Annotated in this window: 13 protein-coding genes and 1 pseudogene; 11 read left to right on the top strand and 3 right to left on the bottom strand. The window is 53.1% G+C overall.

What is annotated here, in order from left to right; genetic code table 11:
• Positions 1 to 122: 122 nt before the first annotated feature.
• The 4 genes from AC0LWF_RS11855 to AC0LWF_RS11840 are packed head-to-tail and all read left to right on the top strand — an operon-like array spanning position 123 to position 5,287.
• On the top strand, positions 123 to 983 hold the full coding sequence (locus AC0LWF_RS11855) for an ABC transporter permease (RefSeq protein ID WP_474651768.1): 861 nt from the start codon (positions 123 to 125) through the stop codon (positions 981 to 983).
• A gap of 12 nt (positions 984 to 995) precedes the next feature.
• Entirely contained in the window at positions 996 to 1,874 is an 879-nt protein-coding gene (locus AC0LWF_RS11850; RefSeq protein WP_474651767.1) for a carbohydrate ABC transporter permease, read from the top strand.
• A gap of 33 nt (positions 1,875 to 1,907) precedes the next feature.
• Positions 1,908 to 3,650, top strand: coding sequence for a sensor histidine kinase (locus AC0LWF_RS11845; protein WP_474651721.1), 1,743 nt, complete (start codon positions 1,908 to 1,910; stop codon positions 3,648 to 3,650).
• Between the two features lie 2 nt (positions 3,651 to 3,652).
• On the top strand, positions 3,653 to 5,287 hold the full coding sequence (locus AC0LWF_RS11840) for a response regulator (protein ID WP_474651720.1): 1,635 nt from the start codon (positions 3,653 to 3,655) through the stop codon (positions 5,285 to 5,287).
• A gap of 66 nt (positions 5,288 to 5,353) precedes the next feature.
• Here AC0LWF_RS11840 and AC0LWF_RS11835 read toward each other — a convergent pair whose 3' ends face one another.
• Positions 5,354 to 6,238 carry an AraC family transcriptional regulator gene (locus tag AC0LWF_RS11835; protein ID WP_474651719.1) on the bottom strand — a complete coding sequence of 295 codons (885 nt, stop codon included), beginning with the start codon at positions 6,236 to 6,238 and terminating at the stop codon, positions 5,354 to 5,356.
• A 176-nt stretch (positions 6,239 to 6,414) separates the two neighbouring features.
• Between AC0LWF_RS11835 and AC0LWF_RS11830 the strand changes: the two genes are divergently transcribed.
• The 3 genes and pseudogenes from AC0LWF_RS11830 (at position 6,415) to AC0LWF_RS11820 (ending at position 8,830) form a co-directional block, all read left to right on the top strand.
• Positions 6,415 to 7,254, top strand: a complete 840-nt coding sequence (locus AC0LWF_RS11830) for a sugar phosphate isomerase/epimerase family protein (protein ID WP_474651718.1) — start codon at positions 6,415 to 6,417, stop codon at positions 7,252 to 7,254.
• Between the two features lie 119 nt (positions 7,255 to 7,373).
• Positions 7,374 to 8,192 (top strand): annotated as a pseudogene (locus tag AC0LWF_RS11825) (formylglycine-generating enzyme family protein); the annotation flags it as partial.
• A gap of 65 nt (positions 8,193 to 8,257) precedes the next feature.
• A complete protein-coding gene (locus AC0LWF_RS11820; RefSeq protein WP_474651717.1) occupies positions 8,258 to 8,830 on the top strand; it encodes a nitroreductase family protein in 573 nt (190 codons plus the stop codon).
• 81 nt (positions 8,831 to 8,911) lie between these two features.
• Here AC0LWF_RS11820 and AC0LWF_RS11815 read toward each other — a convergent pair whose 3' ends face one another.
• Positions 8,912 to 12,061, bottom strand: coding sequence for a beta-galactosidase (locus AC0LWF_RS11815; protein ID WP_474651716.1), 3,150 nt, complete (start codon positions 12,059 to 12,061; stop codon positions 8,912 to 8,914).
• A gap of 150 nt (positions 12,062 to 12,211) precedes the next feature.
• Here AC0LWF_RS11815 and AC0LWF_RS11810 point away from each other — a divergent pair, with 150 nt between their 5' ends.
• From AC0LWF_RS11810 to spoVAE, 4 genes are all read left to right on the top strand, one after another.
• Positions 12,212 to 13,279, top strand: a complete 1,068-nt coding sequence (locus AC0LWF_RS11810; protein ID WP_474651715.1) for a LacI family DNA-binding transcriptional regulator — start codon at positions 12,212 to 12,214, stop codon at positions 13,277 to 13,279.
• A gap of 375 nt (positions 13,280 to 13,654) precedes the next feature.
• Positions 13,655 to 14,113, top strand: a complete 459-nt coding sequence (gene spoVAC, locus AC0LWF_RS11805; RefSeq protein WP_474651766.1) for a stage V sporulation protein AC — start codon at positions 13,655 to 13,657, stop codon at positions 14,111 to 14,113.
• A 2-nt stretch (positions 14,114 to 14,115) separates the two neighbouring features.
• Positions 14,116 to 15,132, top strand: coding sequence for a stage V sporulation protein AD (gene spoVAD, locus AC0LWF_RS11800; RefSeq protein ID WP_474651714.1), 1,017 nt, complete (start codon positions 14,116 to 14,118; stop codon positions 15,130 to 15,132).
• A gap of 24 nt (positions 15,133 to 15,156) precedes the next feature.
• Positions 15,157 to 15,507: a stage V sporulation protein AE gene (gene spoVAE, locus AC0LWF_RS11795; protein ID WP_474651713.1), complete on the top strand. Its 351-nt coding sequence runs from the start codon at positions 15,157 to 15,159 to the stop codon at positions 15,505 to 15,507.
• Between the two features lie 25 nt (positions 15,508 to 15,532).
• Here spoVAE and AC0LWF_RS11790 read toward each other — a convergent pair whose 3' ends face one another.
• On the bottom strand, positions 15,533 to 16,585 hold the full coding sequence (locus tag AC0LWF_RS11790; RefSeq protein ID WP_474651712.1) for a hypothetical protein: 1,053 nt from the start codon (positions 16,583 to 16,585) through the stop codon (positions 15,533 to 15,535).
• Positions 16,586 to 16,624 lie beyond the last annotated feature (39 nt).

The raw sequence follows: 16,624 nt of genomic DNA, 5'->3' as shown, positions 1-16,624 counted from the left end.
AACCGCATGATTGAGAGACAGAGGGGCCGCGGTAGTCTAAAGCTGCAGCTACTCCTCTGTTTTTCTTATGAAAGGAAGGGTGCAAGGTGCTATCGTATTGGAAAAAAACATGGCCGTTCCATATGCTTTTGCTGCCGGCAATCGTATTATGCATCATATTTTCTTACATTCCCATGGCTGGAATTGTCATTGCTTTCGAAGATTATCAGCCGTGGGTTGGGATGAAAAACTCTCCGTGGGTGGGCCTTGACCATTTCCATTATCTGTTTACCTATCCCGACGGCAAGCAGATCATTATGAATACGTTAATTATTGCCGCATTTAAATTGCTTTTTAACTTAATTATTCCGATTATTTTCGCGCTCCTGCTTAACGAAGTCAGAAAAGTCGTGTTCAAGCGCGTGATACAAACGCTCGTCTATTTGCCTCACTTCTTGTCTTGGGTTATTCTCGGGGGCATCTTGATCGACATTCTCTCGACGGAGGGCGGGATTGTAAACCGCGTTCTCGCTGCAGTGGGCATGGAGAAGATCTTTTTCCTCGGCAATGGTCCTTGGTTCCGATTTACGGTCATTATCAGCGATGTATGGAAAGAATTCGGGTTCTCCGCGATTATCTTCCTAGCAACGTTAGTCGGCATAAATCCGTCGCTGTATGAAGCGGCTGAAATTGACGGCGCTACCCGCTGGCAGCAAGTGAAGTCGATCACAATTCCGCTTATGCTGCCAATCGTAATCGTTGTCGCGACGCTGTCGCTCGGCCGGATATTGGATGCGGGCTTCGATCAGATCTTGAACATCTATAATCCGCTTGTATTCTCGCACGGAGATATTATCGATACGTTCGCATACCGAGAAGGGTTAAACAATTCGCAATTCAGCTTCGGAACAGCGGTTGGCGTGTTCAAGTCCGTCGTCGGCCTCATTCTGATTATCATCAGCTACAGATTGGCTTACAAATTGGCGAACTACCGGATTTTCTAAGGAGGTTGTATGATGCTTTACCGCTCTCGGAGCTACAAGCTATTTACGATTGCAAACACGATATTTCTATGCCTGCTCGGCTTGCTTTGCATCATGCCGCTTATCCATATCTTTGCTGTTTCCTTCAGTTCACGGGCCGCGGCAACAGCGAATATCGTCAACTTCTGGCCGGTGGGCTTCACGACGGACGCTTATGTTAAGACACTCGGCAATGAGAAGTTTCTTAGATCCTTATGGATCGGCGCAGAGCGGACCATCTTAGGGACGATTGTATCCATGATTGTCGTCACAATGGGCGCATACAGCTTGTCCAAGACGAGCAACAAATTTCCAGGGCGCCAAATTTATATGTGGCTATTCGTGTTTACGATGCTCTTCTCGGGAGGGTTGATACCTTCATATATTCTGATCACGAAGCTTCATCTGATCGATTCCATTTGGTCGCTAGTACTGCCTTCGGCCGTCAGTGTATGGAATATGATTCTGATGCTCAACTTCTTTCGTACGATTCCAGTCGATCTGGAAGAAGCCGCTTATATTGATGGGGCTGGCCACTTAAGAGTGTTATGGAGCGTATATTTGCCTGTTTCGATGGCTTCCATTGCAACGTTGTCTTTGTTCACGATGGTCTTCCACTGGAACTCATGGTTTGACGGTGTCATCTATATGACGAATCCCGATGGCTATCCGTTATCCAGTTATTTGCACTCGATGATTGTAAGCGACAATTTGTCACGTATCGGCGTGACGTCGGATAGTATCGCGAATTTCTCCAGCAGAACGATCAAGACCGCCCAAATCTTTATCGGCGCGCTGCCGATTCTGCTTGTGTACCCATTCCTGCAAAAATATTTCGTTAAAGGAATTGTGCTAGGCTCCGTGAAATCGTAGGCGAAATGCTTCAGAAGGTCGGGGTTGAATCGAATGAGAAACCGGGTAAACATATTTACGAGAATTATGATCGTTATCGTTCTGATGATCATTCCGATCTTCATGATGTACAATTCGTCGAATAAGACGAGTACCGACGTTGTCGAGCAGGAGCTGCTGCAGGTTAACCTGAATCGGATCCGGTTTTTTGTAGAGCAAATGAATGTTGAGGCGGACCGCTTATGGCGGGCCGCTTTCGCCATTGCTACGGACCCGGATGCGGTACAGCTCCAGTTTCGTTCATCCACCGAGCCCACCTATTCCATATTGGAATCGAAACGGCTGCTGCTGCAGAAGCTCGACATGCAATCGACCACCTTTGAATGGGACAATGATTTCTCGGTCTATTCTCCGCTTGCGAATCTTGCGGTATCGACGAATTCGAAGCAGCAGTATGACTTGGCCTACTTCAACGATCATCTATCTCAGGAGCGCTGGGACTACCGTCACATCTTTACGGAACGCGGAGTCGAACGAGCATTCGTACGGCATTTGACGACTCCGTTCGAGTCGCCCAATCGGTCTACAGAGCCCAATATGTACGTTGAAGTTACGTTCGCATCGGAGAACCTGGTGAATATGCTTGACCGATTCATGCAAGGCAGCGTCGGCCAGCCGTTCCTGTACCATCCGGGCCTCTCGCCAATCATCCCGCATGGTTCCGACCCCGAGTTAATCCAGGCGATGTCCGAGCAGTTTAATCGCATTCAGGCGAGCGATCCCGAGCCTGCGGATGGCTCCGTGAAGATGAATTATCGTAATGAGCCTTACCTTGTCAATTATGTGCTTTCCTCCACGCTCGGGTGGTACTTGGTTGATTTTCAACCGATGAAGAAGGTGCTCGAGCCTATCGCGCATAGTAAACGTAAGTTCTATGAAGCTGGTATTCTCCTGCTCGTTCTTGGCGTCGCCTCGGCGGCGCTGTTGTATCGCAATGTGCAGAAGCCTATCTATGATCTGATAGGAGCTGTCAAATCGCTCCGAAGGGGTCAATACGGTCATCGGATCAAGCGCTGGCCGAACAATGAATTTACTTATTTAATCGAGCAGTTTAATCTCATGTCGAACGATATCCAAACGTTGATCGATAAAGTGTATACGGAGCAGCTCCGTGCGAAAGAGTCGTCACTCAAGCATCTCCAAGCGCAAATTAACCCGCACTTTCTATATAACAATTTTGCCTATATCCAAAGTATGGCGCAGCTGGATCGGACGAAGGCGATTATCGCTTTCACGCAGCATTTGAGCCAATATTACCGCTATACGACAAGAACGGAGCAGCAGCTGACCTCGCTAGCGGATGAAATGGAGTTAATTCGGAATTACTTGGAAATTCATCGGATGCAGTCTGAGCGGCTGCAATACGAGGAGGATATGGAAGATCACTTGTTCAAAATGTTAATGCCCCGGCTGCTGCTGCAGCCCCTTGTCGAGAACGCGGTCGTGCATGGGATGGAGAGTAAAAAAGGGGAGTTTCACGTTCTAATTACCGGCCACCGCACAGAGGATGGCTACGAAATCGCAGTCGAGGATAACGGCATCGGTATGCAGGAGGAACGATTAATGCTGCTTAGGCACAGTTTGAATATACAGGCGAGCGAGAATGGCAGTCTGGGGCTGCGGAATGTCCATCAGCGGCTGAAGCATTTTTTCGGAGAGGCTTCGGGTTTAGCAATCGACCACTCCAGCATGGGAGGTCTGAAGGTAACGCTGGTCATTAAGGAAGGGGGAGACTAGGGATGCTTCAACTGATGATCGTCGACGACATTCCTTCGCAAGTCGACAGCATCGCTGCGACAGTGCCGAAGGAGGAGCTTGGCATTACGTGCATTCATAAAGCATTTTCGGGTGAAGAAGCGCTTAGTCTGTTCCGTGAGCACAGCATTCAGATTGTCATTACAGATATTCGCATGCCGGAGATGAGCGGTATCGAACTCATAAAACAAATTCGAGAGATGGATCGAGCTGTCAAAATTATCGTGCTGTCCGGCTATGCGGATTTCGAATACGCACAGAGCGTCGTGCCTTACAATACATCTGGCTATCTGATGAAGCCGGTTCATTCGGAGCATCTGCGGGATAAGCTTAGCAAGCTGACCGAGGAGATTGCCTCCGAAATGAAGCAGCAAAGGCAGCAGCAGCGTGACGTTTATGCGTTCAGGGAGAATTTGCCTGCCTTGCGAAGCGAGCTTCTGACTAGGCTGCTGAGGGATAACGGAGTGCCGTTTGCGGAGCTTGCCCGAAAGCTGAATTTGTTAGGCTTGCCATTCTCTTTGCAGCAGCAGGTCGGACTTTTTATCGTACGCTTGGATGGCAGGCTGCAGGATTATGAGAACAAGGACCGTGAGCTCATTGAATATGCCGTCTCGAATATGGCGGAAGAGGTGTTTAACGACGCCTTTCATGTATGGCACAGTCGCGACTCGAACGAATATCTTGTTTTCCTCGTGGCATCGAATAAGGAAGAGAGCGCCGGCATGTCAGTGGGGCTTGGGCTCGATCTGCATCTGATGGACAATCGGGCGGCAGCGTTTAAGAAGAAGGCGGAAGCGATTCTGCACGAGAACCTGTCTGTATTCATCGCCAAGAACGGAGCGTGCTTCCCGGAAGGCTTGCCTGGCTTATACCGATCGACGATCAAAGGGATGAGGGAGGACGCGAAGGAGAAGCGGGGCGTCTTCATGCGGATTGCCGACAATCGGGATCAGAATCGGATCGAAACGCTGACCTCTCTGTATCGACCGCCGATGCTCCTTCATTTGCTTGATACGGGCAACTGGGCCTCGGCAGAGAAGAAGCTAATCGAAATATTCGAAGAGCTGCAGCATGCGCATTATCCGCCGGAGCATGCGAATGAAGCTTATTTCTCCATTGCCAATGCTTATCAATATATGGCGCATAAGAGGGGAAAGCTGCTGAGCGAGCTAGGCGGAAGTGCCTCTCTAGGGCTTATGCCGGCTGCGCCGTCGTTGAAGCAGCTGGAGAAGTGGGCATTCCATGTATTCCGCTCGCTGCGTGAGCAGTCGGAGGAGACTGGAGAGAAGCAGAAGGCGGGGCTTGTCGATAAGGTCCACGCTTTTATCGAGGGCAACCTTAACGACAACCTGTCGCTGCAGACGATTGCGGCTCATGTCGGCTTGCATCCGGCTTACTTGTCTAGGGTATACAGAGCGGAGACGGGGACTAATCTGAGCGACTATATCCAGCGCTACCGGATGGAGCTTGCTGCATACATGCTGCGCAGCAGTGATAAGCGAATTTACGAAATCGCGCAAGCGGTCGGTTATCAGGCTGTGCCGCATTTCATTAAGCTGTTCAAGGGGTATTCGGATAAGACGCCGCAGGAGTATCGCGATCGGATCGGGGAGCGGTAGGAGGAGGCGACCACGCCGTGCAGATGTTCTCTCGGATCGAAATAGGCGACCGCACGATGCGGTCGCCTATTTCGCTGTTTGCGTTCGCTTCGCTTTGCGATAAGCGAGCGGAACCATGCCTTTGCGTTCGCGGAAGATCCGCGCAAACGTCTTATACGAGCCGAACCCGACCTCGAGCGCGACATCGACGACGCTGTTGTCGGTAGAGACGAGCAGGCTGCTCGCATGCCGAAGACGTAGATCGTGAACGAAATGGACGAACGTCTGTCCCGTCGTTTCTTTGATGACTTCGCTAATTCGCGAGACGCTCATGCCGAAGCGCTGCGATAGGTCCGATAAGGTGAGATTGTCCTGATAGCTGCGATGAATATAGCGAATAATCGGCCAGACGGAGGTGCCTCTCTTTGGCACGACTGCTGCACAGGCGAGCTCCAGGTCTGCCGGCGCATGCTTGCGCCGCTCGCGGTCGAAGCGCACGAGAAGCTCCTTCAATCGAGCGGCGAGCATCGTTAAGCGCCACGGCTCGTTGCCCTCGTATTCCTGCAGCATCTCTCGCATGAGACCTTCCATCTGATGCTGCGCTGCACCGCCGAAATGCGTGAACGGATCGAGCTGGCGCGGTTCAATCAGCTCGGCAAGGCTGTCGCCGGCTCCATGCTCCATGAGCAAATCCATGCTGAACATACAATTGTACAGCACAAGCTTGCTGCCGGGCTCGGTGAACAGCTCATGCACTTGGTATGGCTGCACGAATGTGAATGTGCCAGGACGCATGATGTGCTTCACATTGTTGATGCTCTCCCAGCCTTCGCCCTCGATGACATACGAGAATTCGAGAAAATCGTGGCGATGCGCCCGAAATCCGCGTTCGAGCTGATGAATGCCAATATGGAGCGGAAAGGCGGAATCCATGTTTGGATACGTTTTCAAATAATCAGGAAAATAAGTCATGTTCGTTTCATTGCCTCCGAAGATATGAGACGTTTATCGAAATATGAGTGGGGCATTTTTCTATCTACTACTTTATCATAGATTTGTATGCAGTAGTGGCAAGCGAAATTGAAAGCGTTTCAGCTCAGGTGCGATCCACCTAGCTATATTATTAGTTACTGGAGGCGACGAAAGAAATGTTAAGAGGATTAAGTCGTGCAGGGCTAGGGAATATCGGCAGCGACGAGCAAATGATTGCGCTCGCGCAGCAATACGGTTTTCAAACGGTTGACATTGATGCTCGCGGATTAATCGAGCGCATTGGCTTGGAAGGCGCTCAAGACCTGCTGAAGAAGAGCGGAGTAAGCGTTGGAGCGATCGGCCTGTCTGTCGATTGGCGGGGCACGGAAGAGAAGTTCCGCGAAGGGCTCGCGAAGCTCGCTGACGACGCGGCTGCAGCAGCAGCGCTCGGCAGCAAGGTTTGCTGCACGTATGTGCTGCCGGCGACGGATTATAAAGCAGCGCATTTCGCTGTCATTGCGACTCGCAGATTGCGCACTTGCGCGCAAATTCTCGGCGCTTACGGCATTAGCCTTGGCATCGAATTCGTTGGGCCGCATCACCTTCGCGCGTTATGGGCGAATCCGTTCCTCTGGTCAATGGACGAGACGCTGGACTGGATCGCCGCGATTGGCGAGCCAAATGTCGGATTGCTGCTCGATTCGTACCACTGGTACACGAACGGACATACGATTGCAGAGATCGAAGCGTTGAAGCCGGAGCAGATCGCGCACGTCCACATTAATGATGCACCGGATGTGCCTTTTGAAGCGGCACTCGACAACGGCAGAATATATCCTGGTGAAGGTGTAATCGACCTGGCAGGCTTCTTGGCCGCGCTGAACCGTATTAGCTACAAAGGCTCGGTGACGCAAGAAATTCTATCCTCTGAGCCGCCAGCAGGCTCGCCGGAAGAGCTGCTTGCACGCTCCAAAGCCGGTTATGATAAAGTGTATACAGCTGCAGGGCTGGCATAGCAAGAGAACATCCCGTAGGGCCGATCGATAGTCGGTTCTGCGGGATTTTTTCATGTTAACCGTTGAACATCTCCGGAATGTATGCGCTTACTTTCTATAATTTTCTTATGTAAGGCCAAAGCGCTTGTGGGCAAGGAGAGCCGTCGAACAATGTTAGCCCTGCGGGGAATGATAGCTTTGTGCTTGTTAAAGGCGGTGCTTTTATCAATAAACATTCTAACTATTATGGGAAAAGTGTGACGATATCGGACTTTTATATGGGCAAATACGAGGTTTCGCAGCAAGAGTGGATCGAGGTAATGGGAGGCAATCCTTCGGAATACAAGAGCAACAAGCAGCCGGTAGAGATGATCAGCTGGTATGATGCGATTGAGTATTGTAATGCTAGAAGCGAGAAAGAAGGCTTAACAGCCTTTTACAATATTGATAAGAATACGATAGATCCGAATAATAAGAGCGAACACGATAATGTCGAATGGATCGTAACGGTAAGTGAGGGAGCAAACGGTTACCGGCTGCCGACAGAAGCAGAGTGGGAATATGCTGCAGGCGGAGGTCAGCTCAGCCAAAATTACACGTACAGCGGAAGCAATCGTGCAGACGATGTCGCATGGTATTGGCGCAATGCAGGCGATAAATGGCTGTCAGGCACGTGGAATTGGCCAATTATCGAGAATAACCACAATCAAACCAAGTCGATCGGGCTCAAGAAACCGAATGAGCTAGGTCTTTATGACATGTCAGGCAATGTAAGGGAATGGTGCTGGAACTGGTACGGAGACGAGAGCATGGATAATACGGGAGGCTCCTACCGGGTTGTAAAAGGCGGCGGCTGGATCGGTGACATCACGATTGACGAGCCGTCCTTTAGGGGCAAGTTTGAAGCGAATGGCTATGGCCCTGATCAAGGCTTCCGAGTGATCCGTGGCACTAGCTGATCATTTTTTTGTCCAAGATATGTTACTATGAATCTATGATAACATTTCTCAAGTGGAGGACGATTATGAATATACAAGAAGCGATTCGCACAAGAAGAAGCATTGGCAAAGTAACGCAGGAGCCGATTGCAAAAGAGACTCTCGAGCAAATTATCGAATCGGCTGTATGGGCGCCGAACCACCGGCTGACCGAGCCATGGCGTTTCTTCGTGCTTAGCGGTGATGGACGCACCAAGCTTGGCGACGCACTCGCGCGTATTGCGCTTGATGGCGTAGAGGATCCCCATGCGCCAGAGCACGCGGAGAAAGCGGAAGGTGCGCGGAAGAAAGCGCTTCGCTCGCCTGTAATTATTGCAGTGGCAGCAGCTCCATCAGATCGCCACGACATCCTCGAGATTGAAGAAATCGGCGCTGTTCACGCAGCTATTCAGAATATGCTGCTCACAACGCATGCACTTGGCCTCGGCGCTGTATGGCGTACAGGAGAGCCGTGCTACCATCCATATATGAACGAGGCATTCGATCTTCGTCCACAGGATAAAATGCTAGGTTTCATCTATCTCGGCAAGCCAGATATGACACCGACGCAAGGCAAGCGGTCAGATGCAGCGAGCAAAACGACGTGGATTGACGCTTAAGCGAGCGTGCAGCGTATCACATGCGTGAAAAAAGAGGCAAGCAATCGGCTCTACTGCAGCCGGATGCTTGCCTCTTTGCTATTATTTCACTTCAATTGCAACTTCTTGCGGACGGTATACAGCGAGCAGCTCGCCATTCGCGTCAGCGGCGAACATGACTGTGCGCTCTTGCGGCAGCGTGAACGCGTATTGTTTGTCCGTCTTCGGATCGCGGATTTCGATCGCCGTGTCGCAGCCGAATTCGGAGACGAAGATGTACAGCGAGCCGGAGTCGAAAGCAAGCTTGCGTCCATATACGCCAGGGAGCTCGCCGCCATGCAGCCAATCCAGCTCCGTTTCCACGCCAGCATTCTGGAGCGCCGCTTCATAGACCGCTTGCAGCGGTGCGAGGCGTTCGTTCAGCTCAAGCGGCAGCGGGCACCAGAGCAAACGTCCTGCGCCTAGTGCAGCTTCGGTCAGTTTCGCAGCGCCGCTACCCGATTCGGCAAGAACGCCTTTGTTGCTGTCCGCGATGCGTGCGCCGCCGAACGATACCGGCAGCAGCTTGCCGTCCAGCTCAAGCAGCTCCTCGCGAAGCAGGTTACTCACGCTGTGCTCGCCAACTTCAGCGAGGCGTCCGCTAACTGGACGCCAGTACTCATCAAGGCCAAGTGGACCAGTGAACAGCAGAGTACCGCCATGCGTCTTCACATGCGAAGTGAGTGTCTCGAGCGCTTCGCTGCTGAAGTTATGTGCGCTTGGCACGATGATGAGCTTCGGCTTCGTTTCCGCGAGCGCCTCAAGATGATACTCGCCAAGGCCGAAGGCGTGGACATTCATCGTGTACGAGAGCGTCCGAATGGCGCGAGTCGTTGCCGCATACGCGAGCTTGCGGTTCGAGAAGTCGTTGGAGTAAGGGAAAATGACTGCAACATCTTCCAGCTTGCGGCCAATGAACAGGTCGCGGATTTGGCCCATGAAAGCGCCGAAATCATACGATACGTTCGCTTCCGGCTTCTCAGTGCCGTCAGCGCGAAGTGCGCCGATATGCGATTCATTAATGTTGTTCATATAGAAGTTGATGTTCCAGATCCATTGCACCGCACCGGCGCCGCCTGTTGAGAATGCATAAGCATACTTGCGCTCAAGGATGTTGCGCAGCTCTTCCTCGCTTCGCTTGGAGCGGCCGTCCGGTGTTTCTACGTGCATGATGCCTGTTTCCTGAATAAGGTTCGGCTTATTCGGCGCTTTGGCGAAGATGCCATCCCACACGAGATCGTCCATGAGCCACCACGAGTGAACCGTCGTATAGTCGACCTCTTCTGCATAGAAGAACGGCGATGGACGCTGTGCGCCAAGTCCTTCGTCTTGACCAACCGTAACCAACTGCTTCGGCTGGATGGAACGGATCGTCTCAATGAGCTGCGAAGCCCACAGGTTGTGCATGTCCATTGTGAACAGCGTGTAATCAAGCCAAGGAGCGCCGCGTTTTACCGCAACTTGCGTCGTGCCGAAGCTGATCTCGTCCGCTTCCGGAAGCTTCACCGCTTCGAAGGAAGGGAGCTCGGCAGGCGTCATATTCCAGCGCTCTTGCAGCTCGCGGATCGAGCTGTGACGCTTCTGAAGCCATTTCACATAGTGTGCTTTCTCAAACTTGTCCTGCGCAGAGCGGGGACCGCTGAAGATCCGCTTCGGATCAAACATCGACGGCTCGTTGATCAAGTCCCAGTGCACATGCTTAGAATCTGCATGTCTGGATACGATTGCGGCGATGAAACGCTTCTGCGCTTCTACGCTGCGAGGGTCCAAGTATGGATTGACGCCTTCCCAAGCTTCCGGCGTGAAAGCGAAGAAGTTGAAGGTCACCTCGAGATCATGGCGCTTCGCAGTGAGGAAGAACGCATCGATGGCGCGAAGCACTTCCTCGTACGGATGCCCGTCGACGTACATGACATAGCGGAACGCTGTCCATATCCCTGTCCGGATCGAGTTGATGCCAGCGCGTTTCATCTGTGCCATATCGCGATCCCATACGGCTGCATTCGGCAGGAACAAGTATTTACGAGCAACATCGCTCGTCATATAGGTCATGCCGACAATCGGAAGCGGACGGCCGTTCTTCCAGAAGTAATCGCGGTCGCATGTAATCATTTCGCCCGAAGTGAGCAGCTCTTGATCCATGCCCCAGAAGCCTTGACGGAGCAGTCGCTGTTCACCGGAAGCGGCAGTTGCCTCACACTGGGCGACATAGAAACCAGCTTCAACCGGCTGCGGTGCAACAAGACGTTGAATGGTCAGCTCGCGGCTGATGTTTAGTTCAACCTCTGTACGCCATACTTCTGTGAAGTCGGCTTCATTATAGATAAAGTTCGGAGCAGGCTCGCTAACGGTGCTGCTATTTGACCTCAGCACGCGCAGCTTGAACGACCAATCGCTATTCTCGCCGCTGCGAGATGCTAGCAGCTGTTGGCCTTGGAGCATGAAAACGGGGCGTTCGCCAAGCTCATAGGAGCCGTAATTCGGCTTCAGCCATAGCTCGGTAACGCCTTGTGCCGCGAACGTTGCCCATTTCGCGAGCGCCTCTGCGCCGGCGCCGGACCAGAATGCGCTGCGCAGCGGCTGGTTAATCAGCATCCAGCGTCCGCCGCTGAATGCGCCTTTCGTGTGCTCGAGCAGCACTGCTGGCGCAGACAGCTCGCGTGCGAGCCCGTCGCCGCTAATGCCGCGCAGAAGCGGATAGATATGGGCGTCAATCGGACCTGCTGTTCCCCCTTCGCCAGGACAGTCGTCGGCATGCGTCACATGCAGCGCAAGCCCGAAGGTTGGTTCAATTGTAAATAGCGATTCATAGCCTGCGAAGAGCGGAATATCGCGCAGATGCTGCAAGCTGCTCACGCCGTTCTCAGAGACGACGAGCGCTTCATTAATATGCAGCTGCTGATGGTAAGCGGTTTGGTTCGGCTCAGCAATCCACTCGCCGCCATCGTTGTAAACTGGCGTCTTGAATGGAGCGCCGCCTGCCGTGATTAGACCTTTGCCTGCGTTCGCATGAGCCATAACCGCCGGCCATGCATCTTTCGGGAAGTAAGAGCCGTGCAAATGCACATAAACAGCAGCATCCTGCATCTCTGAAGCCAATTCCCCGACACCGACAATGCGGAAGGTTTCGCTTAAACGTGCAAGCGCACCGGCATCGGGACGTTCACCCGCGTAGGGGAAGTTCTCATCATAAAATAGAATCCAATTGCTCATTCGTTTTGCCACAGCCTCTCGTCATGAATAATAAATGTATTTTGTTAGGTTTGTTAGGTACATGATTGCTTTATTTGAGGCACACTTTAGAGATAAAATAGTAGAAAGTCAAGCGTTTAAGCAGCATGAGGAAGAAGAGAGAGGGAGACAATGGCTCGCAAAATATCGATGCAGCAAATCGCCGACCGGCTCGGCGTATCCAAATATACCGTTTCACAAGCGCTCGCTGGCAAGCCGGGCGTAAGCGATGCGACACGCAGAGAAGTGCTGGCTCTCGCTGCCGCGCTAGGCTATACCATTCGGACAAGCTCGGACAAGGCTCAGGCTGATCATGTCGCGGCGGAGGAGAGTCCGCTTCCTATCACCTATATTGGTCTCGACATTCGTCATGAGCAGGAGCCGTATTTCTGGCTGCGCGTGAAGGAGGGGCTGGAAGCAGGCTGCCGGATGCAAGGCTTTCGGCCGGAGTTTTTCACCTTCGGTCAAGAGGAACTCGGCTTATGGACCCCAACAGAAGATCGTCTCTCCGCCCACGCTGCTGGTTTTATAATTGCCGGCAAATGTCCGCTCAGCACATTGCTGTCCTTGAAGCGGTTCGGTCAGCCGATCGTTCTCGTCGACCACGAAGAGCCGATGATCGGCGCGGATGCGGTGCTTCATGCGAACACGGAAGCGGGGCGGATGGCCTGTCATCATCTGCTGTCGCAAGGCTGCCGCTCGCTTGTGTTCATTGGACGCGACAGCTTCGCCGTCAGCTTCAAGGAACGGTGGTGGGGCTGCCGCCTCGCGATGGATGAAGCGAGAGCGGCTGCCCGCAGCGAGAGCTTCCAGCTCAAGAAATGGACAGTCCCCTATGGCGGAGATAGCGTTCCTCTCTCAAGAGGATGGGAGACCGCACTGGAGCGGCGGCTTGACGCGGCGGCTTCGGCTTCTCCAGCGGAGCTGCCGGACGGTTTTATTTGCGCCAATGATGACATTGCGCTGCATTTACTGCAGCTGCTGAGGCAGCGTGGACTGCAAGAACAGGTGCGCGTCGTCGGCATTGATAACACAGCGCCGAGCTTGTCCGCGGTTGTGCCGCTCACAACGGTTGATCTGGCGAAGGAAGGGCTCGGCATCAGAGCAGTTGAAGCATTCGCCCGTAAGCTAAAGCAGCCATCAAGCTTGCCTGAGAAAATCATTCTCCGAGCGCAGCTAGTCGTCAGGGAATCCGGCTAAGGCTGGGACCCAGCAAATTCCAGAGGGACAATCTCAATTCCGCACAAGCCCGCATAGGATAGCACAAGAGCCTATCTTTGGCTGAGAGGAGCTTCTCCTATGCTGAATGTACAATCGGCCCGTGGCGTTTTTATGCTGCTGGCGCTTGTTATTTTCGTACTGCTCGTCGTACTGCTCGTCGTTGCAATGTTGCCATAAATGACAGAGCGAATAAACCTTCGGCAGCAGCTGCCAGAGGTTTATTTGGTCTGTCTGGCTGCGCCTTCCCAGCAATGGCATAATTGTGCCGGAATCGACGCATACTCCATGAAGACAATCCAAGAGGAGGCGTACATCATCGCAACGAAGAGCGCAGGATCGAACAGATATAAGAAGATGACGATGTCACCTAAAGAGTATCAAAATTTCGCAAAATCCCGAGAGCCCAGCCGTTCGGTTTTAGCCAATTGCGTGAGAGCGTTTCTCGTTGGCGGACTGCTGTGCGTGCTTGGACAAGCCATACAGGAAGTGTTCATGTACGGGATGAATATGTCCCGGCAGGAAGCGAGCAACCCTACCGTTGCTGTGCTTATTCTACTCTCTGTCATTCTGACCTGCTTCGGCGTATACGATAAAATCGCCCAGTGGGCGGGGGCAGGAACGGCGGTGCCTGTAACGGGCTTTGCCAATTCGATGTGCTCCGCAGCGCTTGAGCATCGCAGTGAAGGGCTCGTGCTTGGCGTAGGCGCGAACATGTTCAAGCTTGCTGGCTCGGTTATCGTATTTGGCGTCGTCGCTGCATTTTTTGTAGGTATCGTCTACTTCGTATTTGGTATCGGAATGGGAGGCCACTAAAGATGCTGCGCGGCAAACAAACATGGTGGTTCGAACAGCGTCCGGTCATTATCGGCGCAGCGACGGTCGTAGGTCCGGATGAAGGGGAAGGCCCGCTCGCAGCGGACTTCGATCTTGTCCATCCTGAGCTGGATATGCAGCAGAAAAGCTGGGAAAAGGCGGAGCGGCTCCTACTTGAGCAGGCGTCGGATATGGCACTTCAATATGCCAAAGTGAACAAGCAGCAGCTGCAATTTTATGTCGGCGGCGATCTCATGAATCAGATCATCAGCAACAGCTTCGCCGCCCGCACGATTGGCGCGCCGTATCTCGGCGTCTTCGGAGCGTGCTCCACATCGATGGAGTCGCTTGCGATCGCGTCGCTAATCATTAACTCTAAGCAGGGCGATTATGTGCTTGCCGGCACTTGCAGCCATAACTGCACCGCTGAGAAGCAGTTCCGTTATCCGACGGAATATGGCTCGCAGAAGCCGCCGACAGCGCAGTATACCGTTACCGGCGCCGGTGCGGTCGTCGTAGCAGCCGATGGTGACGGCCCAATCGTAGAATGCGCGACAATTGGCAAAATCGTCGATCTCGGCATCACCGACCCGTTTAATATGGGAGCAGCGATGGCGCCGGCGGCGGTCGATACGCTGACGATGCATTTTAACGATACAGGCAGGACGCCGGGTGATTACGATCTCATTGTAACGGGTGACCTCGCGACAGTAGGGCATGCGATTGCAAAAGATCTGCTTCACCGAGACGGCGTGCCGATGGAGGACACCGTGTTCGGCGACTGCGGGTTGATGATCTATGACGTGGCGAAGCAGAAGGTACAAGCGGGCGGGAGCGGCTGCGGCTGCTCAGCCGTCGTCACTTATGGCCATCTGCTCAAGCGGTTGAAGCAAGGAGAGCTGAAGCGGATACTTGTCTGCGCGACCGGAGCGCTGCTCTCTCCGCTGTCATTCCAGCAAGGCGAGTCGATTCCGTGCATCGCGCACGCAGTTGCATTGGAGAGCCCATTGCATGGATAAGCGTAGGAAGGGAGCAAGAGAACGATGATTTATTTGTGGGCATTTATCGTCGGCGGCGGAATATGTGTGATCGGACAGCTGATGTTCGACGTGTTCAAGCTAACCCCCGCGCACACGATGGCAACGCTTGTCGTGATTGGGGCAGTGCTTGATGGAGTCGGCGTCTACGACCCGCTAATCAAGTTTGCCGGAGCGGGGGCGACCGTGCCGATTACGAGCTTCGGGAATGCGCTTGTGCACGGGGCGCTCACCGAGCTGCAGAAAGACGGGTGGATCGGGATCATAACAGGAATATTCAGCATTACGAGCGCGGGCATCTCCGCCGCGATTATATTCTCCTTCCTGGCGGCAATCGCCGTAAGACCGAAGGGCTGAATAAGAAGACATTGGAGCATGCGAGTTACTGCTGCTGCCCCGGTGTCTTTTTTGTTGCAGTTATGATGTGCTCCGCCACTGTTTGCAGCTTGGGCAAATACCGAAGCGCAGCATCAGCGCGGCTTCGTCGTTCCAAGTCTGTACGGGCGCCAAGCTCAGCTAGCAGCGCTTCAAAGGCTGGCAAACACCTCTGCTGCAGCTCCTGAGGCGCATCGGCGCTTAGTATCGCATGGCAGCGAGCAAAGGTAGCGGCAATCCAGAACACGGCCTCGCGGTGCAAGCCGGACGCGATGAGCTCGAGAGAGCCATCAATGGCTATATGGCGGGATGCTGGCGTAATATCGCTGCTGAAGAAGAAAGGCGTCTTCGCAATGGATGCTGCGATGTCGAAGGTGTCGGCGAGCGCCAAGACATGCTGCCCGATACGCGCGGCCGACAGTTGCCCGCAGCCTAATAGCGCGAGTAGCTCCTCATGAATATCCAAGCTATTGTGCGCCTCCAAAACTTCACGGACGGCAACGTAGCGGCGGCGAACGGTCGGATTGCGAAGCGCAGCCACTAGCAGCAGATGCGCCATTACTCCTGTTGGAAATAACCAAGCATTCACCCTGTCGTTTAAGGGCGCGGACGAGGGAAGATTTTGCTGCAGCCCATTCCTGATCTTGCTAAGGACATCCTCGCACCGTCTTCGTACCCAGTATTCATCTGCGAACTTGGTTGCAACTTGTTTCTGTAGCTCGCGCAGGTTACCGCTTGGATCGGCGATAATGGTGTTCACTCGGAAACTACCTGCCAGATGATAGTTGGTCAGAACCTCTTCATAGTTGGATAGCTGGCGCCAAGCGAGGTACGTTATTTCGAGAAGTGCACCGTTATAGATAAATTTACCGAGCTTGAGCGGGGGCTCTGCCTCTTCCGTCACTACGATGAGATCGATGTCGGAGGCAGTTGGCAGTAAGGCGTCATCTGGCATTTCGACGGTTGATCCGCTGAAATAAGCGCCTATGAATCCTGCGCCAATGCCGGCATGAGTATGAACCCACTCGGCAGCTATTTGTCGTGCAATTCCAACTTTCATGCTTCAATCTCCTTTACGGAACAATAGGCTTGTCCTTAT

Source organism: Paenibacillus sp. sgz302114 (genome assembly GCF_056120345.1).
This window is presented reverse-complemented; position numbering and strand designations above follow the sequence as displayed.